The following is a 20260-nucleotide window of genomic DNA, read 5'->3' on the forward strand; positions in this document are numbered from 1 at the left end:
AACAATTGCAGTTTCGAGAGTGCGAGGATTCCCCTCAGATGATTGCTGGATTACTCTGTCAGCCACTTAGTCTCAGGGATTCTGGCAGGAGAGATATGACCGTTCGCATAGCAATTAATGGCTTCGGTCGCATTGGGCGCAACGTGGTACGTGCATTGTACGAATCCGGTCGCCGTGCGGAAATTACCGTCGTAGCAATCAATGAACTGGCTGATGCTGCGGGCATGGCGCATCTGTTGAAGTATGACACTAGCCATGGTCGTTTCGCCTGGGACGTTCGTCAGGAACGCAACCAGTTATGGGTAGGTGATGACACCGTCCGTATTCTGCACGAATCGGATATTGCTGATTTACCGTGGCGTGAACTGGGCGTGGATGTGGTGCTGGATTGTACCGGTGTGTTTGGCTCCCGTGCAGACGGTGAAGCGCATCTGGCTGCCGGTGCCAAAAAAGTCCTCTTCTCTCATCCCGGCGGTAACGACCTCGACGCCACCGTGGTTTACGGTGTGAATCATGAAAGTGTGGTTGCTGAACATCGCATTGTTTCGAATGCTTCCTGCACCACAAACTGCATTATTCCTATTATCAAATTGCTTGATGATGCGTACGGTATTGAATGGGGCACAGTGACCACCATCCATTCCGCGATGCACGATCAACAAGTTATCGACGCCTATCATCCAGACTTGCGCCGCACACGTGCCGCCAGCCAGTCTATTATTCCTGTTGATACGCGTCTTGCTGCTGGTATCACACGTATTTTCCCGCAATTTAACGATCGTTTCGAGGCGATTGCGGTACGTGTTCCGACCATTAACGTCACGGCGATCGATTTAAGCGTGACGGTGAAAAAAGCAGTCAATGCTAATGAAGTCAATAGGTTGCTGCAAAAAGAAGCACGTGATTCATTTCATGGTATAGTTGACTATACGGAATTACCGTTGGTCTCGACTGATTTTAACCATGATCCGCACAGTGCCATTGTTGATGGCACACAAACGCGGGTCAGTGGGCAACATCTGATTAAAACTTTAGTCTGGTGTGATAACGAATGGGGCTTTGCTAACCGAATGCTCGACACGACGTTAGTCATGGCCGCAAGTGGTTTCAGGTAAGGCGCATAAAGCGTCCGCAAAACTTTAAGAATCAACGAGAGGATTCACCATGTCTGTAATTAAGATGACCGATCTGGATCTGGCTGGAAAACGTGTTCTGATCCGTGCAGATTTGAACGTACCAGTTAAAGAAGGGAAAGTGACATCTGACGCACGTATCCGTGCATCACTGCCAACTATCGAATTAGCCCTGAAACAAGGCGCTAAAGTGATGGTAACTTCTCACCTGGGTCGTCCGACTGAAGGCGAGTACAACGAAGAATTCTCTCTGCTGCCGGTTGTTAACTACCTGAAAGACAAATTGTCTGCTCCGGTTCGCCTGGCTAAAGATTACCTCGATGGCGTTGAAGTTGCTGCGGGTGAACTGGTTGTTCTGGAAAACGTTCGCTTTAACAAAGGCGAAAAGAAAGACGACGAAACCCTGTCTAAAAAATACGCTGCACTGTGCGACGTATTCGTCATGGACGCTTTCGGTACTGCACACCGTGCACAGGCTTCTACCCACGGCGTTGGCAAATTCGCAGATATCGCTTGTGCTGGCCCGCTGCTGGCTGAAGAGCTGAGCGCACTGGGTAAAGCATTGAAAGAACCTGCTCGCCCAATGGTGGCTATCGTTGGCGGTTCTAAAGTTTCTACCAAGCTGACCGTTCTGGATTCCCTGTCCAAAATTGCTGACCAGCTGATTGTTGGTGGTGGCATCGCGAACACTTTCGTTGCTGCTCAAGGCCACAACGTCGGTAAATCCCTGTACGAAGCAGACCTGGTTGACGAAGCTAAACGCCTGCTGACTATTTGTGACATCCCAGTTCCTGCTGATGTTCGCGTAGCGACTGAGTTCTCTGAGACTGCTACGGCAACTCTGAAATCTGTCAACGACGTGAAATCTGACGAGCAGATTCTGGATATCGGTGATGCTTCTGCGCAGCAACTGGCTGAAATCCTGAAGAATGCAAAAACCATTCTGTGGAACGGCCCGGTTGGCGTGTTCGAATTCCCGAACTTCCGTAAAGGTACTGAAATCGTTGCCAATGCAATCGCAGACAGCGAAGCGTTCTCTATTGCAGGCGGCGGTGACACCCTGGCAGCTATCGACCTGTTCGGTATTGCAGACAAAATCTCCTACATCTCCACTGGTGGCGGCGCTTTCCTCGAATTCGTGGAAGGCAAAGTTCTGCCAGCAGTAGCTATGCTCGAAGAGCGCGCTAAGAAGTAATGATGATGGGCAGGGTCTCCTGCCCGTTTAATTTTTGCCGCCGCTAAGTCTTAGGTGGCACAAACGTTTTTTCTAACGGCCGACGATACAGGACAACCAAACATGTCTAAGATTTTTGATTTCGTAAAACCAGGTGTTATCACCGGTGATGACGTACAGAAAGTTTTCCAGGTAGCAAAAGAAAACAATTTTGCTCTGCCAGCAGTTAACTGCGTAGGCACTGACTCTATCAACGCCGTTATCGAAACTGCTGCAAAAGTTAAAGCACCAGTTATCGTTCAGTTCTCCAACGGTGGCGCAGCGTTCATGGCGGGTAAAGGCCTGAAAGCTGAAGGCCAACAAGCTGCAATCCTCGGTGGTATCTCTGGTGCGCACCATGTGCATCTGATGGCTGAACATTACGGTGTTCCAGTTATCCTGCACACTGACCACTGCGCTAAGAAACTGCTGCCATGGTTAGACGGCCTGTTGGACGCTGGCGAAAAACACTTCGCAGCAACTGGCAAACCACTGTTCTCTTCTCACATGATTGACCTGTCAGAAGAGTCCCTGGAAGAGAACATCGAAATCTGTTCTAAGTATCTGGAGCGTATGTCTAAAATCGGCATGACTCTGGAAATCGAACTGGGTTGCACCGGTGGCGAAGAAGATGGCGTAGATAACAGCCATATGGACGCATCTTCTCTGTACACTCAGCCAGAAGACGTTGATTACGCTTACGAAAAACTGAATGCTATTAGCCCACGCTTCACTATCGCGGCTTCTTTCGGTAACGTTCACGGCGTTTACAAACCAGGTAACGTGGTTCTGACCCCAACTATCCTGCGCGATTCTCAGGACTATGTTTCTAAGAAACATAATCTGCCGCACAACAGCCTGAACTTCGTATTCCACGGTGGTTCTGGTTCTTCTGCTCAAGAAATCAAAGACTCCGTAAGCTACGGCGTAGTGAAAATGAACATCGATACCGATACCCAGTGGGCAACATGGGAAGGTATCCTGAACTACTACAAAGCGAACGAAGCTTACCTGCAAGGCCAGTTGGGCAACCCGAAAGGCGAAGACCAACCGAACAAGAAATACTACGATCCACGCGTATGGCTGCGTTCTGCTCAGACTTCTATGATCACCCGTCTGGAGCAAGCATTCAAAGAACTGAACGCGATCGACGTTCTGTAATTTGAAGTAGTCAATGCTTGAATCAAGCCCGCCTCGTGCGGGCTTTTTTATCACGATGAGAGCGCAATCGCTTTTATCTCAAGATTTATTATTGAAATATCGATCCATATTCACTTTTATTAATTTTTATATAAAAAATCTTACTTAAATACACATTCAAATATTATTAGAACTTTCATTAATTAAATTTTAAAAATAACAAAATTAGTTTAATATCGTGAAGTCCACTTAAGATAAATCTTCTCTTGCCATAATAAAAAACAGCATAAACAGCGGCTTATTTAAGCTTATATGTTTAAATTATCTCCATAACTTTATTTTATCAGGGTATATAAGGTTGATATTCATCATGTTAAGGGCAGATCGCCATTCTGTAATTCATTGTTTTTAAATGATATTTTTTATTTGACTGCTTTGTATGCAATTGATGGTCGAGTATTTGTGAGTCAAGCCACATAACATCGGTATCACTATTCGTTATGATCTGCGGCATGGAAATTAATTAGGCGCAGAACTTCATGGACAATAATACATTACCTAAAACACAACAGTTGCTTGTCTTTCAGGAAGTGGTGAGGAGTGGTTCATTTGGTTCTGCTGCAAAACAACTTAGTCTGACTCAGCCTGCGGTCAGCAAAATTATTAGTGATATGGAAGCCTATTTTGGCTTAGAACTTATCATCAGAAAAAATACCGGTGTAAAATTAACCGAAGCAGGCAAAGTTCTACTGACTTACTCAGAGTCCATCACACGTGAGTTGAGAAATCTGTGTAGTGAAATGAATCAAATGGTCGGCAACGGTGTGGTCGATGTTTCATTCGGTTACCCCTCTCTGATTGGTTTTACTTTTTTGCCAGGGATGATGAAAGAGTTTAAAGAAGTTTTCCCACAGGCTCAGGTTTCGATGTTCGAAGCTCAACTGTCCTCTTTCTTACCTGCAATCCGCGATGGTCGTCTGGATTTTGCGATTGGTACATTGAGCGACGAGATGTTGTTACAGGATCTGCATATCGAACCATTGTTTGAGTCAGAGTTCATTCTGGTAGCGAACCGAACCCGGAAGATTCAAGGGACAACAACGCTTAGCGATCTGACGCAAGAACAATGGGTGTTGCCGCAAACGGAAATGGGATATTACAGTGAACTTCTCACCACGCTGCAAAAAAATAATATTAAGAGTGAAAACATCGTTAAAACAGACTCAGTCGTCACGATTTATAATCTCGTATTGAATGCTGATTTCCTGACGGTCATTCCACGAGATATGATTTCTCCATTTGGCTCCAACTCATTTATTAAAATCCCTGTGGAAGATAAATTACCCATCGCTCGTTATGCCGCCGTATGGTCTAAAAATTATCGAATTACTCAATCGGCAGCAACATTAGTTGAGCTTGCGAAAAAACATTCATTACGTACTCGGTTTCAATTTAATCAATTAACTGAAGTAGCTTAATTAAACTCAGTAATTGAACTGAATTCTATAAACAATTCCCAGTGATAATTTGATTATATTATCACCACCTATATTTCTGTTTTTAAAATGTTGAGGTCAACATGCATATCGACTATGAACTTCCTGTCACTATTATTGATGTACTAGAAGCAAAGAAAAGACTTGCTGGTTATATCTATAAAACAGGAATGCCACGCTCAAATTATCTTAGCGAATGCTGCAAGGGCGAAATATTTTTAAAGTTTGAAAATATGCAGCGTACCGGTTCATTTAAAATACGCGGTGCCTTTAATAAGCTGAGTTCTTTAACCGAAGAAGAAAAAAACAAAGGGGTAGTAGCGTGTTCTGCAGGTAACCACGCGCAGGGTGTTTCACTATCTTGTGCCATCCTTGGTATTAACGGCAAAGTTGTGATGCCTAATGGCGCACCAAAATCTAAAGTTGCCGCAACCTCTGACTACTCTGCCGAAGTTGTGATGCACGGCGATAACTTCAACGACACTATCGCCAAAGTGAGTGAAATCGTTGAGATGGAAGGACGTATCTTCATTCCACCGTATGACGATGAAAAAGTGATTGCTGGTCAGGGGACTATCGGCCTCGAAATCCTCGAAGATTTATACGACGTCGATAACGTGATTGTACCTATTGGCGGCGGTGGTTTAATTGCCGGTATTGCGCTGGCGATTAAATCCATTAACCCGACAATTAATATCATCGGCGTTCAGGCTGAAAACGTGCATGGTATGGCAGCCTCGTTCTATAAAGGTGAGCTTATGTCGCATCGTACATCAGGTACTTTAGCTGATGGTTGTGATGTTGCGCGCCCTGGCCGAATCACTTATGAAATTGTCAAGAAATTAGTGACTGATATTGTATTAGTGAGTGAAGATGATATTCGTAATAGCATGGTGGCACTGATTCAACGTAATAAAGTCGTCACTGAAGGTGCTGGCGCATTAGCCACTGCGGCATTATTAAGCGGCAAGTTAGATCACTATATTAAAGGGCGTAAGACAGTCAGTATTATTTCTGGCGGGAACATCGACCTTTCGCGTGTTTCGCAGATTACAGGCTCAGTAGATTAATCCCCCTAATAATTAAAGCTGCATCACAGATAATAGCGATGCAGCTTGAAATATAACGCGTATAAAATTACTTAAAGGAATTTTATTATGAGTAATACAGATGCAACACTTGTTGGTCAAAAAGTTACATCGCAATGGCGCAAATCTGACACTACCTGGACATTAGGTTTATTTGGAACGGCCATCGGTGCCGGGGTTTTATTTTTCCCTATTCGTGCCGGTTATGGCGGTTTAATTCCAATTCTCATCATGTTGTTTCTTGCCTTTCCGATAGCATTCTATTGCCACCGGGCGCTCGCGCGTTTGTGTCTTTCAGGCAGCAATCCCTCCGGAAATATCACTGAAACAGTTGAAGAACATTTTGGTAAAACAGGTGGTGTGGTCATTACCTTCCTGTACTTTTTCGCCATCTGCCCATTGTTGTGGATATACGGTGTCACCATCACCAACACCTTCATGACATTCTGGGAAAACCAGCTCCAGCTCATGCCGCTTAACCGTGGTGTGGTGGCACTGTTCCTGCTGTTGTTAATGGCTTTTGTTATCTACTTTGGCAAAGACCTGATGGTCAAAGTGATGAGCTATTTGGTGTTCCCTTTCATTGCCTGCTTAATCTTGATCTCCGTGTCGCTGATTCCTTACTGGAACTCTGCGGTTATCGATCAAGTCAGTCTAAGTGATATTTCGTTTACCGGCAGTGATGGCATTCTGGTGACCGTATGGCTGGGTATTTCCATCATGGTCTTCTCCTTTAACTTTTCACCGATTGTCTCTTCGTTCGTGGTTTCCAAACGTGAAGAGTATGAGCAAGATTTTGGCAAGCAGTACACTGAAGACAAATGTTCGAAGATTATCTCTCGCGCCAGCATGCTGATGGTTGCCGTCGTGATGTTCTTCGCCTTTAGCTGTCTGTTCACGCTTTCTCCACAAAATATGGCGGAAGCCAAAGCGCAAAACATTCCTGTGCTTTCATACCTGGCGAACCACTTCTCCTCAATGTCTGGCACAAAATCGACTTTCGCCACCACGCTTGAATATGGCGCATCGATTATTGCTCTGGTGGCAATTTTCAAATCCTTCTTTGGTCACTATCTTGGCACCCTCGAAGGGCTCAATGGCCTGGTCCTCAAGTTTGGCTACAAAGGGGATAAAACCAAAGTATCCGGTGGGAAGCTCAACCTCATCAGCATGGTGTTTATCATGGGGTCGACCTGGGTTGTGGCTTACGCAAACCCGAACATCCTCGATTTAATCGAAGCCATGGGGGCACCGATTATCGCTTCACTGCTTTGCCTGCTGCCAATGTATGCGATTCGCAAAACACCTGCGCTGGCGAAATATAAAGGAAAAACTGAAAACATTTTTGTCACAGTAATTGGTTTGCTGACCATTCTTAATATTGTTTACAAGCTTATCTAATTATTTTGGGTATATTGGCTCAGGATGAGTGGGATTTAAAAATGAATGATTATCCGGTAGTGTTGACGATTAACTGTGGTTCTTCTTCGGTTAAGTTCTCAGTATTAGATGCAGAAACTTGCGATGTACTTTTAGCCGGAATTTGTGAGGGTATTAATACTGAGAAAGCTTTTTTAACGGTCAATGATGGAGAGCCAGTTATTCTGGCTCACCAGAATTATGAAGAAGCGCTTTCTGCAATAGCCGCTGAACTTGAGATACGGAATTTAATCGATAGTGTGGCTTTTGTCGGTCACCGTATTGCCCACGGTGGATCTTTATTTAGTGAGTCAGTCTTAATTACCGATGAGGTTATAGAACAGATTCGCCAGGTTTCACCGTTGGCACCATTGCACAATTACGCCAATTTACACGGGGTGGAATCTGCGCGGACTCGTTTCCCGGATGTTCCACAGGTCGCGGTATTTGATACCAGTTTCCATCAGACATTAAAGCCCGAAGCTTATCTGTACGGCCTGCCATACCGCTATTTTGAAGAGTACGGGGTTCGCCGTTATGGGTTCCACGGCACGTCGCATCGCTATGTCTCCCAGCAAGCGGGTGAGTTACCTGGCTTGAACCCAGTAAATTCAGGGTTGGTGATTGCTCACTTAGGAAATGGAGCTTCGGTTTGTGCGGTTCAAAATGGTGAAAGCGTTGATACCTCAATGGGTATGACACCGCTCGAGGGGCTGATTATGGGCACCCGTTGCGGAGACGTGGATTTTGGCGCAATGGCCTGGCTTGCTCGTCAGACCCAGCAATCGATGGACGACCTTGAACAAGTCGTCAATAAAGAGTCCGGCCTGCTGGGTCTTTCGGGTTTATCGTCAGATTTGCGCACTCTGGAAAAAGCCTGGCATGATGGCGATGTGCGTGCGCAATTAGCGATTAAAACTTTTGTTCACCGCATTGCCCGAACCATAGGCGCCCATGCTGCTTCGTTAAATAATTTTGATGGCGTTATTTTTACCGGCGGTATTGGTGAGAATTCAATACTGATTCGTCGCCTGGTGGCAGAACGGTTGCGTGTATTTGGTATCGATCTGGATATTGAAAGAAATAACCAACCTAATCGTATCGGGCAGCGAATTATTTCCAGCGACAGCTCTGCCATCGTTTGCGCGGTCATTCCGACTAACGAAGAAAAAATGATTGCGCTTGATGCCCTGCATTTAGGAAAAGAATGTCGTATCACGGAATACGCCTGAATTAATAATGTTGTACAGAGGATGAAGTAATGAAAGTGGATGTTGATATTACCAACGAAAATTATTCCCATGCCTGGCAGCAATTCTCGGGCGTTGAATGGAAAACGGCAATTAATGTTCGGGATTTTATCCAGCAGAACTATACGCCGTATGAGGGTGATGAATCATTCTTAGCGGGCGCAACTCCGGCGACCACCGCACTGTGGGAAAAGGTGATGGATGGCATTCGCATCGAAAATGCTACCCATGCGCCAGTCGATTTCGATACCAATATTGCCACGACGATTACTGCGCATGCTCCGGGTTACATCGTCAAAGAACATGAAAAAATCGTCGGTTTGCAAACCGACAAGCCGCTGAAACGCGCCTTACATCCGTATGGCGGCATCAACATGATCAAAAGCTCGTTTGAAGCTTATGGTCGTGAAATGGACTCAGACTTCGAATACCAGTTTACTTCGTTGCGTAAGACACATAATCAGGGGGTGTTTGACGTCTACTCACCAGATATTTTGCGCTGCCGCAAATCGGGTGTTTTGACCGGCCTGCCGGACGGTTATGGGCGCGGTCGCATTATTGGCGACTATCGCCGCGTGGCGTTGTACGGCATCGCTTATTTAGTGCGCGAACGTGAATTGCAGTTTGCTGACTTGCAAAATCAACTGGAGCGCGGTGAAAAGCTTGAGGATGTCATCCGTCTGCGCGAGGAGCTGTCGGAGCATCGCCGTGCTTTGTTGCAAATTCAGGAAATGGCGGCAAATTACGGCTTTGATATTTCTCGTCCGGCAGGCAATGCGCAGGAAGCATTGCAGTGGCTCTATTTTGCCTACCTGGCCGCGGTGAAATCACAAAATGGTGGGGCGATGTCACTGGGCCGCACTACCTCGTTTATCGATATTTATATCGAGCGTGACCTCAAAGCGGGTGTGCTGACAGAGCTTCAGGCACAAGAGTTAGTCGATCATTTCATTATGAAGATCCGTATGGTGCGTTTCCTGCGTACCCCGGAATTTGACTCTCTGTTCTCCGGCGACCCAATTTGGGCGACAGAAGTTATCGGCGGTATGGGGCTTGATGGGCGCACACTGGTCACCAAAAACGCCTACCGCTATTTGAACACGCTTTACACCATGGGGCCGGCACCAGAACCGAATCTGACTATCCTGTGGTCGGAAGCTTTACCGAAGCCGTTCAAGGTTTATGCGGCCAAAGTGTCCATCGAAACTTCATCGTTACAGTACGAAAACGACGATCTGATGCGCTGTGATTTTGACAGTGATGACTACGCTATTGCCTGCTGCGTCAGCCCAATGGTGATCGGCAAACAGATGCAGTTCTTCGGAGCACGTGCCAACCTGGCAAAAACGCTGTTGTATTGCATCAACGGCGGCATGGACGAAAAGCTAAAAATCCAGGTTGGGCCGAAAATGCCGATGTTGCTGGATGACGTGCTGGACTATGACAAGGTGATGAATAGCCTCGATCACTTTATGGACTGGCTGGCGACGCAATACGTGACTGCGCTCAATCTTATTCACTACATGCACGACAAATACAGCTACGAAGCGTCGCTGATGGCACTGCACGACAGAGATGTTTATCGCACTATGGCGTGTGGAATTGCCGGTTTGTCAGTCGCGGTGGATTCGCTTTCTGCGATTAAGTACGCCACGGTAAAACCGGTGCGTGACCAGACTGGGCTGGCGGTTGATTTCGTTATTGAAGGTGAATATCCGCAATATGGTAATAATGACGATCGCGTTGATGCCATTGCCTGCGATCTGGTTGAGCGCTTTATGAAGAAGATCCAGGCGCTGCCAACCTATCGCAATGCGGTGCCGACACAATCGATCCTGACGATCACCTCAAACGTGGTGTATGGACAGAAAACCGGTAACACGCCAGATGGCCGTCGTGCCGGAATGCCATTTGCCCCGGGCGCAAATCCGATGCACGGCAGGGATCGTAAAGGTGCGGTCGCGTCATTAACCTCTGTCGCTAAACTTCCGTTCAGTTATGCGAAAGATGGCATCTCTTACACCTTCTCAATTGTGCCTGCCGCGCTGGGACGAGATGACGCAGTGCGCCAGTTAAACCTAGTGGGTCTGCTGGATGGATATTTCCATCACGATGTAAGAACCGAGGGCGGGCAGCACTTGAACGTTAACGTGATGAACCGTGAAATGCTGATGGATGCCGTCGAGCACCCAGAAAATTACCCGACGCTGACCATTCGCGTTTCTGGATACGCGGTGCGCTTTAATGCGTTAACGCGTGAACAGCAGCAGGATGTGATTTCTCGTACCTTTACGCACTCGATTTAATCTCTCATCCTGAAATCGCAGAGAAGTGAGTGCCATTTTAAACCCCGCCTTGTGCGGGGTTTGAGACTGATGACAAACGTCTTCGTAGGTCGGATAAGCGCAGCGTCATCCGACACAACTGGCGTAAATGGTGGATGACGCTAACGCTTATCCACCCTACAAAACACATTTATCACCCTTTGTCAGCAATCTGAAACCCTGCCTTGTGCGCGGTTTGAGACTGATGACAAACGTCTTCGTAGGTCGGATAAGCGCAGCGTCATCCGACATAACTGGCGTAAATGGTGGATGACGCTAACGCTTATCCACCCTACAAAACACATTTATCACCCTTTGTCAGTAATCTGAAACCCTGCCTTGTGCGGGGTTTGAGACTGATGACAAACTTCATCGTAGGTCGGATAAGCGCCGCGTCATCCGACACAACTGGCGTAAATGGTGGATGACGCTAACGCTTATCCACCCTACAAAACACATTTATCACCCTTTGTCAGCAATCTGAAACCCTGCCTTGTGCGGGGTTTTTTGCATTTTTGTGGCAAAATTGTGACTAAGTTGGCATATTCTATTGTTTTGTTTAATCTTTAAAGTCTCTGTTGTGCCTTTGAGGCGCAGAATTTTGGTAATGACAAGGAACAGTGAATGGAAGATCTCAACGTAGTAGACAGTATTAATAATGCCGGAGGCTGGTTGGTGCGCAACCAGGCGTTACTGCTGAGCTATGCCGTCAACATTGTGGCGGCACTGGCGATTATTATCGTCGGGATGATTGTCGCTCGCGTGGTTTCCAATACCATCAACCGCGTGATGGTAGCGCGTAGTATTGATGCCACTGTAGCTGATTTCCTTTGTGCTCTGGTGCGTTACGGCATCATCGCTTTCACTTTAATTGCCGCTTTAGGGCGCGTGGGTGTCCAGACTGCGTCCGTCATCGCGGTGTTGGGTGCCGCAGGTTTGGCTATCGGCCTGGCGCTGCAAGGTTCGCTCTCTAACCTGGCGGCTGGCGTACTGCTGGTTACCTTCCGTCCATTCCGCGCGGGCGAGTATGTCGATCTCGGCGGTATTGCAGGCTCGGTACTGAATGTGCAGATTTTCTCCACCACGTTACGCACACTGGATGGCAAGATTGTCGTCGTGCCAAACGGCAAAATTATCGCCGGGAATATCATTAACTTCTCCCGCGAACCGGTGCGCCGCAACGAATTCATCATCGGTGTGGCATACGATTCGGATATCGACAAGGTTAAACAAATTCTGACCGACATCATCACTAGTGATGAGCGTGTGCTGAAAGACCGGGATATTACCGTGCGACTTAATGAGCTTGGGCCTTCTGCGATTAATTTTGTGGTGCGTGCCTGGAGCAACAGCAGCGATCTGCAAAACGTCTATTGGGATGTGCTGGAACGTGTTAAACGTGAGTTTGATGCGCAAGGGATCAGCTTCCCTTACCCGCAAATGGATGTGAATTTCAAACGCGTGAAAGAACCTGCGCAAGAGTGATTTTTCTGGGCCAGTTTCGGCTGGCCCCTGTTTTATTAGTTCTGCTTATAAACCATTAAAATTATCCATTTCCTCTAATAATATTTCCCCACTAAACTCTTCTTCAATTGATACAAATTGAAGAGTAAATCACCGTGTTATCTTATTTCTTTCAAGGTCTTACATTGGGTGCTGCGTTAATTCTGCCTCTCGGGCCGCAAAACGCTTTTGTTATGAACCAGGGGATTCGTCGCCAATACCATCTGATGATTGCTTCGCTTTGTGCAATCAGCGATTTGCTGCTGATTTGTGCTGGTATCTTTGGCGGTAGCGCGCTGTTGATGCAGTCACCGTGGTTGCTGGCCATTGTGACCTGGGGCGGCGTGGCATTTTTGCTGTGGTACGGCTGGGGCGCGTTGCGTACCGCGATGAGCAGCAGCGTGGAACTGGCTTCAGCGGAAGTTCTGAAACAGGGACGCTGGAAAATTGTCGCCACTGTGCTGGCTGTCACCTGGCTTAATCCGCATGTTTATCTGGATACTTTTGTAGTGCTCGGTAGCCTCGGTGGGCAACTGGCCGATGAACCAAAGCGTTGGTTTGCGTTGGGTACCGTGAGTGCATCAATTCTGTGGTTCTACGGCCTGGCCCTTCTCGCCGCCTGGCTTGCTCCCCGGTTACGCACTGCTAAAGCGCAGCGTATTATTAACGGCGTTGTCGGGTTGGTGATGTGGTTTATCGCATTGCAACTGGCGGCGGATGGGGTGCACCATATTTCTTCGCTGATAGGCTAATTCGCCTTAATCCGATAGACAAGTTACCATTACAGGCTAAGCTTGCTGCCAGACGCCCGTGGATTTTACGGGCGGAATGACAGTGGAATGTAGCATGGAGGTATTACAGTGAAGTTGAAAACTCTGGCATTAGCCGCTTTAGTTGGATTTGGTTCGGTTCCGGCATTGGCCGATGAGTTGCCAAATGGCCCGCATATCGTAACATCCGGCACTGCAAGCGTGGATGCTGTTCCTGACATTGCCACGCTCGCCATTGAAGTCAATGTGTCTGCTAAAGATGCGGTATCAGCTAAGAAACAAGCTGACGATCGCGTTGCACAGTATCTGACCTTCTTGCAGCAAAGTGGTGTCGAGAAGAAAGACATCAATGCCGCCAACCTGCGCACTCAACCAGAATACGAATATCTGAAAGATGGCAAAACGCAGCTGAAAGGCTATCGTGCCGTGCGTCAGGTTGAAGTCACACTGCGTAAACTCGACAAAATGAACGAGTTGCTTGATGGCGCGCTGAAAGCGGGTCTGAACGAAATTCGTTCCGTATCGCTTGGTGTAGCAAACCCAGAACAATACAAAGATAAAGCGCGTAAAGCGGCTATCGACGATGCATCTCGTCAGGCGAAACTGTTAGCCGAAGGCTTCAACAGTAAGCTGGGGCCGGTATATAGCGTGCGTTATCATGTTTCTAACTATCAGCCGGCGCCGATGGTGCGGATGATGAAAGCTGACGCAGCTGCACCAGTTTCTGCTCAGGATACCTACGATCAGCAGACTATTCAGTTTGATGACCAGGTTGATGTGGTGTTTGAACTGGGAGCGGCTTCCGCTCCGGCTACAGCCCCAGCAGCACAGTAAGACATTGATAGATGGTGGATGACGCTTGCGCTTATCCATCCTACAAAATCGTAAAATCGTAAAATCGTAGCTACCGTCTTGGACGTCAAGCGGTAGCTGCATAATTTTCATCCCATGGTAATCGGGTTTTCAGTACGCCGAAGCACATATGTACCAGCTTACGCATCACTGCACCCAGCGCCGCTTTTTTCGCCTTACCTTTCGCTACCAGCCTTTCATATATCGCCTTCGCGGGTTTATTCCACCGGATTGCACTCAGGGCTGCTACATACAGTTTGGCTCTGACTATTGAGGGGCCTGTTTTTGACATATGTGCCCGCCCGCGTACCGAACTGCCGGACACTCTCTCCACCGGTGTTATTCCCAGATACGCTGCCACCTGCGAGGCACTTTTGAACGTCCCGTCTTTCAGTAGTGCCAGCATCTCCCGTCCCACCTGCTCCTTCACACATTTATCGATTTCAGCAGCTCCAGATCGGCCTTCAGTCCCGGGTCGTTATCTGTGTGGTCAGTAATGAGCTTTTCTATCCGTTCCAGTTCATCACTCAGCCAGCCGTTTGTCCGCTCCAGTGAGCCTATGACCTCCCGTGGTGTCGAGGTTGAATGCGCTTTTTCAAGCCGGTTGGCCGTCCTCTGCACATCCTCTTTCAGCGCGTCGCGCTGACGCAACAACGCCCTGAGTTTACGGACTTCAACTGACGGTGGGACCCAGGCATCGGGATGCTTCAGCTCGCCATAACAGGCCAGCACAAATGCGTCCACTGTGTCATTTTTCGTGAGGATATCCATTCCGCAGGCAAACTCACGGACACGGTATGGATTGGCCATGCAGACAGAAATCCCCGCATCATGAAGCCCATACGCCAGATTCTCATGGTAGATACCCGTGGCTTCCATCACGACTGTCATATTATCAGAGGCGCATTTTTGGGCCTCCAGCCAGTCGATGATTTTGCGGGCCACACAGGGTTCATTGGTGAAGACTTTCTGCTTTTTCTTACCCTTAATACCGGCAACAAGCAGACAGACATCTATTTTATTTTTGCTGATATCAGCACCGAGAAAAGCCATATTTCATCTCCTTCCACGTGAACCAACACGCCATTCCAGCCTTGTACATGCGAAGTCAGAGCTTCTGGTTACCGTTCGGATTTTGAGTGGCGTGAAAGGTGAAACGGAGGGCTTAAGCTACGTCGGAAGATCGAGGTCTTCAGGTCGGATACAAGCTTCCTCCGTTTCATGTAACCGGTAGCTAACCAGCTACCGGTTCAAGATACAAGGTCGGATGACGCTTGCGCTTATCCACCCTACAAAATCGTAAAATCGTAGGTCGGATAAGCGTTAGCGCCATCCGACAAAAAAAAGGCCGCTATTGGATTGCGGCCTTTTTCTATTCTGCGTCCTGCCGTAGAACCTTATGCCCGTACTCAAGCAGCGCGTCGGTGACATTTCTCATCATGCGGCTTTCTGGTGCGAAGCGGTGCCAGTACAGCATGCGGCGCTGCATCAAGCCTGGCGTCAGGTCGATCAATTCGCCGTTTTTCAGCTCTCTTTCGATTTGCAGATGCGGGATCATGCAGCATGTGGTGCCCTGACGTGCCAATTGTACAAACGCTTCCGATGAGTTAACGATGTGGCACGGGACGCTACCCGGCGACAGATCGAAGTTCTGTTGTAAGAACGCCTGGTGCATATCATCGAGATGGTCGAACGCCACGGCAGGGGCTTTTAACAGTGCCGAGCGGGTAACTCCGTTCGGGAAATAACGCGCGGCAAAGTCTTTCGAACCGACAAACAGATAATCCAGCGCTCCAAGTCTGTCGACCAGGCAGCTTGGCAATGGCTGTGGTTGAATAGAAACCGCGCCAACCACTTCACCACGGCGCAGGCGTTCCTGGGTTCGGGTTTCATCTTCAACCTGAAGATTCAGACGAATAGGGGAGTCGGCCAGAACCGGCGCTAAAGCAGGCAGCAACCAGGTTGCCAGGCTGTCGGCGTTGACCGCAAGTGACAGCAGTAGCGGGGTAGAACCGGTTTGTTCATCGCCCAGCCACTCTTCTTCAAGCAGTTCGACCTGACGCAGTAATGCCAGCAACTTTTGCCCTTGCTCGGTTGGACGAGGCGGAACAGTGCGTACTAACAATGGCTGGCCGAACATATTTTCCAGTTGCTTGATACGTTGCGAGACGGCGGATTGAGTAATACAGAGTTTTTGAGCGGCGCGCTCAAACCCTCGTTCACGAATTACGGCATCCAACGCCTGTAGCGTTCTATAGTCCGGGCGTTTCATTGTTGTTTGCTGACTCCTGTTTTTGTTATGGCTGCACTATGACATAAATTTGCCGCTGATCCAGACCAAATCCGCAATGTTCGTCCGAGTTCTGCGCCAATCGCAGGACATTTTTTGGCGGCTTGCTCTATAATGCGCGTCAGTTTTCACAGCACAGGCAATTAACCATGACGCAGGATGAACTGAAAAAAGCAGTCGGCTGGGCAGCATTACAATACGTGCAACCAGGCACTATCGTCGGTGTGGGTACCGGCTCAACCGCCGCACACTTTATTGATGCTCTTGGGACTATCAAACATCAGATTGATGGTGCCGTTTCTAGCTCCGACGCTTCCACCGCCAAACTGAAAAGCCTTGGTATCACTGTTTACGATCTCAACGAAGTGGATACCCTCGGTATCTATGTCGATGGTGCAGATGAGATCAACGGCCAGATGCAAATGATTAAAGGCGGCGGTGCAGCACTGACCCGCGAAAAGATCATCGCGTCTGTCGCGGAAAAGTTTATTTGTATCGCCGATTCGTCCAAGCAGGTAGGCATCCTGGGTAACTTCCCACTGCCAGTGGAAGTCATTCCAATGGCTCGTAGTTGCGTGGCGCGCGCACTGGTCAAGCTGGGCGGTCGCCCGGAATACCGCCAGGGCGTAGTAACCGATAACGGCAACATCATTCTTGATGTTTACGGCCTCAGCATCGTTGAGCCTATCGCGCTCGAAAATGCGATTAACGGTTTGCCAGGCGTGGTCACCGTGGGGCTGTTTGCTAACCGTGGTGCGGATGTTGCGTTGATTGGTACTGCTGATGGTGTGAAAACCATTGTGAAATGATCTGGGGGGCGTTTTATACCCGTCATACTTCAAGTTGCAGGGGTGTTGGCTGCACTCACAAACCCGAATCACTTACCTGAGTAAGCTCATCGGGATTTGCTCACTTGCCGCCTACCTACAACTCGAATTATTTTGGGTATATACGCCCCATATCCATATAAAAAATGACAAAATAATCTAACGCTAAATTTGGTGACATATGTCACATTCATGCCAACCACCTGCTGTTCATTCCTGATTCTCTCTGCTACTCAGAGTTTTGTGCTGCCCCATGCCGCTTATTCCTTTTTTGCTTTGCGGACTGCGCAATCGTTTATATTGCCCCGCCCGTATTTTTTGATATTTTGGCAGAAGGGTGTCTTATCACACAGCACAACATCAGTACTAAAAATAGGGTCGGGAAATGGCAAAAGTATCACTGGATAAAGACAAGATTAAATTCCTGCTGGTGGAAGGTGTACACCAGAAAGCCGTGGATAACCTTCGCGCAGCAGGCTATACCAACATCGAATACCATAAAGGCGCGCTGGACAGCGATGCCCTGAAAGAGTCGATCCGTGATGCGCATTTCATCGGTCTGCGTTCCCGTACCAACTTAACTGAAGATGTTCTGGCCGTGGCTGAAAGGCTGGTGGCTGTCGGCTGCTTCTGTATTGGTACAAACCAGGTCGACCTGGATGCTGCCGCTAAACGTGGCGTTCCGGTGTTTAATGCCCCATTCTCTAACACGCGTTCTGTAGCAGAACTGGTTATCGGCCAACTGCTATTACTGCTGCGTGGCGTTCCGGAAGCTAACGCCAAAGCACACCGTGGTGTGTGGAATAAACTGGCGGTTGGCTCTTATGAAGCACGCGGTAAAAAACTCGGCATTATTGGTTACGGCCATATCGGGACTCAGTTGGGGATTCTGGCTGAAGCGCTGGGTATGCACGTTTACTTCTACGATATCGAAAACAAACTGACGCTGGGTAACGCGACTCAGGTTCAGCATCTTTCTGACCTGCTCAACATGAGCGATGTGGTGAGTCTGCATGTGCCTGAAAATGCCTCTACCAAGAACATGATTGGCGTCAACGAACTGGCGCTGATGAAGCCGGGCGCACTGCTGATCAACTGCGCACGTGGCACGGTTGTTGATATTCCTGCATTGTGTGATTCGCTGGCGCGTAAGCATCTGGCAGGTGCTGCAATCGACGTATTCCCGACTGAACCGGCAACTAACAGCGATCCATTCACTTCGCCACTGTGTGAGTTTGATAACGTGATCCTGACTCCGCACATTGGCGGCTCGACTCAGGAAGCACAGGAAAACATCGGTCTGGAAGTGGCTGGCAAACTGGCTAAATATTCCGATAACGGTTCTACACTCTCTGCGGTGAATTTCCCGGAAGTTTCTCTGCCGTTACACGGTGGCAGCACCAGCCGTTTACTGCACATTCACGAAAACCGCCCGGGGATTTTGACCGCGCTGAACCAGATTTTTGCCGAGCAGGGTATCAACATCGCCGCTCAGTATCTGCAAACCACTCCGCAGATGGGCTATGTGGTTATTGATGTCGATGCCGAAGAAGATGTTGCTGAAGCTGCGCTGAAATCGATGAAGGCGATTCCGGGGACTATCCGCGCCCGTCTGCTGTACTAATTAAATAATTGGGGAGCTAATCTGGCTCCCCACTTGACTCTTAAAATCCGTTTCCAGAGTTGTTTTTTTCGCGTGTCCCACTGATAGTTAAGCTTTTAGTCATACGGCGAAGCTACATGACCAGTACATTCTTAAAATCCGGTGCCTTTATACTTCTGCTGATTCTCATCTATACGGGGTTTAGCACTACGGATCGGCTCACCTGGCTGATGGAAGTGACTCCAGTCATTATCATTGTTCCTCTGCTTTTAGCGACCCACTCGCGTTTTCCCCTTACGCCATTGCTCTATTTTTTGATTTTCCTGCATGCCATTATTTTGATGGTTGGCGGTTTATACACCTACGCCAAAGTGCCGATGGGTTTTGAGGTTCAGGAGTGGTTGGGTCTGAGTCGTAATCCCTATGACAAACTTGGCCATTTTTTCCAGGGGCTAGTTCCTGCGCTGGCGGCACGTGAGATTTTGATTCGTGGTGGCTATGTTCATGGGCGCAAAATGGTCGCGTTTCTGGTGTGTTGCATAGCACTCGCCATCAGTGCCGTATATGAACTGATTGAATGGGCGGCAGCGCTGGCATTGGGGCAGGGGGCTGACGAGTTTTTGGGGACTCAGGGTGATATTTGGGACACGCAATCAGATATGTTTTGTGCGCTTCTTGGCGCACTGACCACGGTCTTGATATTGCAATACTGGCATACCAAACAACTGCTCAAGCTGCGTATCGCCTGACGCTACCATTCCCAAACTCGCGATGGCGTCACCACTGTGGGCAAGGGAATATCCCACTCTTCAGCGGGTAAGGCCGGAACATGCTGGCAATCATGTGCCAGCCCAACCGGCCACAAACCATGCTGCTGCCAGTTTTGCAACGTCCTGTCGTAGAAACCACCGCCCATTCCCAGCCTTTGTCCTTGCTCATCAAACGCGACTAATGGCGTAATCAGCACATCCAGTTTATCCAGCGGCAATACATCACGGACATCAAGCTTCGGCTCAAGAATTTTCAGGCGATTCATCACCAAATGGCTATTTTCGCTATAGCGCAAAAACAACAGATTGCCTTTGCTGAATGGATGAAGCACCGGTAGATAGACCGATTTTCCTGCTCGCCATAACGCACGGATGAGTGGTGTGGTGTCCAGTTCGCCATCAAATGACAAAAACAGGGCGACGGTACCGGCATCGGTTACCGGCTGATATGCCAGCATTCGTTCGGCTGCAAGATGAGCAAAGTGTTGTTGTTCAGTGGGGGTAAGCGCACGGCGTCGTTGCCGAATGTGTTGTCTGATTTCTTGTCGAAGCGATGGAATTAGCTGAATTTTCGTCATAGCG

General features: G+C 48.4%; 16 protein-coding genes and 1 pseudogene. 14 read left to right on the forward strand and 3 right to left on the reverse strand.

The window, feature by feature from the left end; translation table 11 throughout:
- Nucleotides 1-95: 95 nt before the first annotated feature.
- From epd to D8682_RS19440, 11 genes are all read left to right on the forward strand, one after another.
- A complete protein-coding gene (gene epd / locus D8682_RS19390; protein WP_121814918.1) occupies nt 96-1115 on the forward strand; it encodes an erythrose-4-phosphate dehydrogenase in 1020 nt (339 codons plus the stop codon).
- Between the two features lie 49 nt (nt 1116-1164).
- Nucleotides 1165-2328: a phosphoglycerate kinase gene (pgk, locus tag D8682_RS19395; RefSeq protein WP_064543596.1), complete on the forward strand. Its 1164-nt coding sequence runs from the start codon at nt 1165-1167 to the stop codon at nt 2326-2328.
- Nucleotides 2329-2430: 102 nt separating this feature from the next.
- On the forward strand, nt 2431-3507 hold the full coding sequence (gene fbaA / locus D8682_RS19400; RefSeq protein WP_064543598.1) for a class II fructose-bisphosphate aldolase: 1077 nt from the start codon (nt 2431-2433) through the stop codon (nt 3505-3507).
- Nucleotides 3508-4025: 518 nt separating this feature from the next.
- Nucleotides 4026-4964, forward strand: coding sequence for a transcriptional regulator TdcA (gene tdcA, locus D8682_RS19405; RefSeq protein ID WP_064543600.1), 939 nt, complete (start codon nt 4026-4028; stop codon nt 4962-4964).
- 101 nt (nt 4965-5065) lie between these two features.
- Complete coding sequence (gene tdcB, locus D8682_RS19410; protein ID WP_121814919.1) at nt 5066-6052, forward strand: bifunctional threonine ammonia-lyase/L-serine ammonia-lyase TdcB; 987 nt, start codon at nt 5066-5068, stop codon at nt 6050-6052.
- A gap of 87 nt (nt 6053-6139) precedes the next feature.
- Complete coding sequence (gene tdcC / locus D8682_RS19415) at nt 6140-7471, forward strand: threonine/serine transporter TdcC (RefSeq protein WP_064543604.1); 1332 nt, start codon at nt 6140-6142, stop codon at nt 7469-7471.
- A 41-nt stretch (nt 7472-7512) separates the two neighbouring features.
- A complete protein-coding gene (gene tdcD, locus D8682_RS19420) occupies nt 7513-8721 on the forward strand; it encodes a propionate kinase (protein WP_121814920.1) in 1209 nt (402 codons plus the stop codon).
- A 29-nt stretch (nt 8722-8750) separates the two neighbouring features.
- A complete protein-coding gene (pflB, locus tag D8682_RS19425; protein ID WP_064543607.1) occupies nt 8751-11045 on the forward strand; it encodes a formate C-acetyltransferase in 2295 nt (764 codons plus the stop codon).
- Between the two features lie 642 nt (nt 11046-11687).
- Complete coding sequence (locus D8682_RS19430) at nt 11688-12548, forward strand: small-conductance mechanosensitive channel MscS (RefSeq protein WP_064543608.1); 861 nt, start codon at nt 11688-11690, stop codon at nt 12546-12548.
- A gap of 134 nt (nt 12549-12682) precedes the next feature.
- Nucleotides 12683-13318 (forward strand): arginine exporter ArgO, encoded by a 636-nt coding sequence (gene argO / locus D8682_RS19435; protein ID WP_064543610.1) that lies wholly within the window; start codon nt 12683-12685, stop codon nt 13316-13318.
- Between the two features lie 108 nt (nt 13319-13426).
- The gene (locus D8682_RS19440; protein ID WP_064543611.1) at nt 13427-14170 is read left to right on the forward strand and encodes an oxidative stress defense protein; all 744 of its coding nucleotides are present in this window, start codon (nt 13427-13429) and stop codon (nt 14168-14170) included.
- An 85-nt stretch (nt 14171-14255) separates the two neighbouring features.
- On the opposite strand, the pseudogene D8682_RS19445 reads toward D8682_RS19440, so the two are convergent.
- Nucleotides 14256-15241: pseudogene (locus D8682_RS19445) on the reverse strand (IS110 family transposase).
- A gap of 319 nt (nt 15242-15560) precedes the next feature.
- Nucleotides 15561-16460, reverse strand: a complete 900-nt coding sequence (gene argP, locus D8682_RS19450; protein ID WP_064543613.1) for a DNA-binding transcriptional regulator ArgP — start codon at nt 16458-16460, stop codon at nt 15561-15563.
- 167 nt (nt 16461-16627) lie between these two features.
- On the opposite strand from argP, the gene rpiA reads away from it, so the two are divergent.
- From rpiA to D8682_RS19465, 3 genes are all read left to right on the forward strand, one after another.
- A complete protein-coding gene (gene rpiA, locus D8682_RS19455; protein WP_064543615.1) occupies nt 16628-17287 on the forward strand; it encodes a ribose-5-phosphate isomerase RpiA in 660 nt (219 codons plus the stop codon).
- A 403-nt stretch (nt 17288-17690) separates the two neighbouring features.
- A complete protein-coding gene (gene serA, locus D8682_RS19460; RefSeq protein WP_064543617.1) occupies nt 17691-18929 on the forward strand; it encodes a phosphoglycerate dehydrogenase in 1239 nt (412 codons plus the stop codon).
- A gap of 116 nt (nt 18930-19045) precedes the next feature.
- On the forward strand, nt 19046-19657 hold the full coding sequence (locus D8682_RS19465; protein ID WP_064543619.1) for a DUF2238 domain-containing protein: 612 nt from the start codon (nt 19046-19048) through the stop codon (nt 19655-19657).
- A gap of 2 nt (nt 19658-19659) precedes the next feature.
- Here D8682_RS19465 and D8682_RS19470 read toward each other — a convergent pair whose 3' ends face one another.
- On the reverse strand, nt 19660-20256 hold the full coding sequence (locus D8682_RS19470) for a 5-formyltetrahydrofolate cyclo-ligase (protein WP_121814921.1): 597 nt from the start codon (nt 20254-20256) through the stop codon (nt 19660-19662).
- Between the last annotated feature and the right edge of the window lie 4 nt (nt 20257-20260).

The sequence above is a fragment of the Buttiauxella sp. 3AFRM03 genome, from assembly GCF_003675305.1.
GTDB lineage: Bacteria > Pseudomonadota > Gammaproteobacteria > Enterobacterales > Enterobacteriaceae > Buttiauxella > Buttiauxella ferragutiae.

Bases quoted from the DNA above. Each gene is read 5' to 3' on its own strand.
- epd (WP_121814918.1), top strand. From the start codon at position 96: ATGACCGTTCGCATAGCAATTAATGGCTTCGGTCGCATTGGGCGCAAC.
- pgk (WP_064543596.1), top strand. From the start codon at position 1,165: ATGTCTGTAATTAAGATGACCGATCTGGATCTGGCTGGAAAACGTGTT.
- fbaA (WP_064543598.1), top strand. From the start codon at position 2,431: ATGTCTAAGATTTTTGATTTCGTAAAACCAGGTGTTATCACCGGTGAT.
- tdcA (WP_064543600.1), top strand. From the start codon at position 4,026: ATGGACAATAATACATTACCTAAAACACAACAGTTGCTTGTCTTTCAG.
- tdcB (WP_121814919.1), top strand. From the start codon at position 5,066: ATGCATATCGACTATGAACTTCCTGTCACTATTATTGATGTACTAGAA.
- tdcC (WP_064543604.1), top strand. From the start codon at position 6,140: ATGAGTAATACAGATGCAACACTTGTTGGTCAAAAAGTTACATCGCAA.
- tdcD (WP_121814920.1), top strand. From the start codon at position 7,513: ATGAATGATTATCCGGTAGTGTTGACGATTAACTGTGGTTCTTCTTCG.
- pflB (WP_064543607.1), top strand. From the start codon at position 8,751: ATGAAAGTGGATGTTGATATTACCAACGAAAATTATTCCCATGCCTGG.
- D8682_RS19430 (WP_064543608.1), top strand. From the start codon at position 11,688: ATGGAAGATCTCAACGTAGTAGACAGTATTAATAATGCCGGAGGCTGG.
- argP (WP_064543613.1), bottom strand. From the start codon at position 16,460: ATGAAACGCCCGGACTATAGAACGCTACAGGCGTTGGATGCCGTAATT.
- rpiA (WP_064543615.1), top strand. From the start codon at position 16,628: ATGACGCAGGATGAACTGAAAAAAGCAGTCGGCTGGGCAGCATTACAA.
- serA (WP_064543617.1), top strand. From the start codon at position 17,691: ATGGCAAAAGTATCACTGGATAAAGACAAGATTAAATTCCTGCTGGTG.
- D8682_RS19465 (WP_064543619.1), top strand. From the start codon at position 19,046: ATGACCAGTACATTCTTAAAATCCGGTGCCTTTATACTTCTGCTGATT.
- D8682_RS19470 (WP_121814921.1), bottom strand. From the start codon at position 20,256: ATGACGAAAATTCAGCTAATTCCATCGCTTCGACAAGAAATCAGACAA.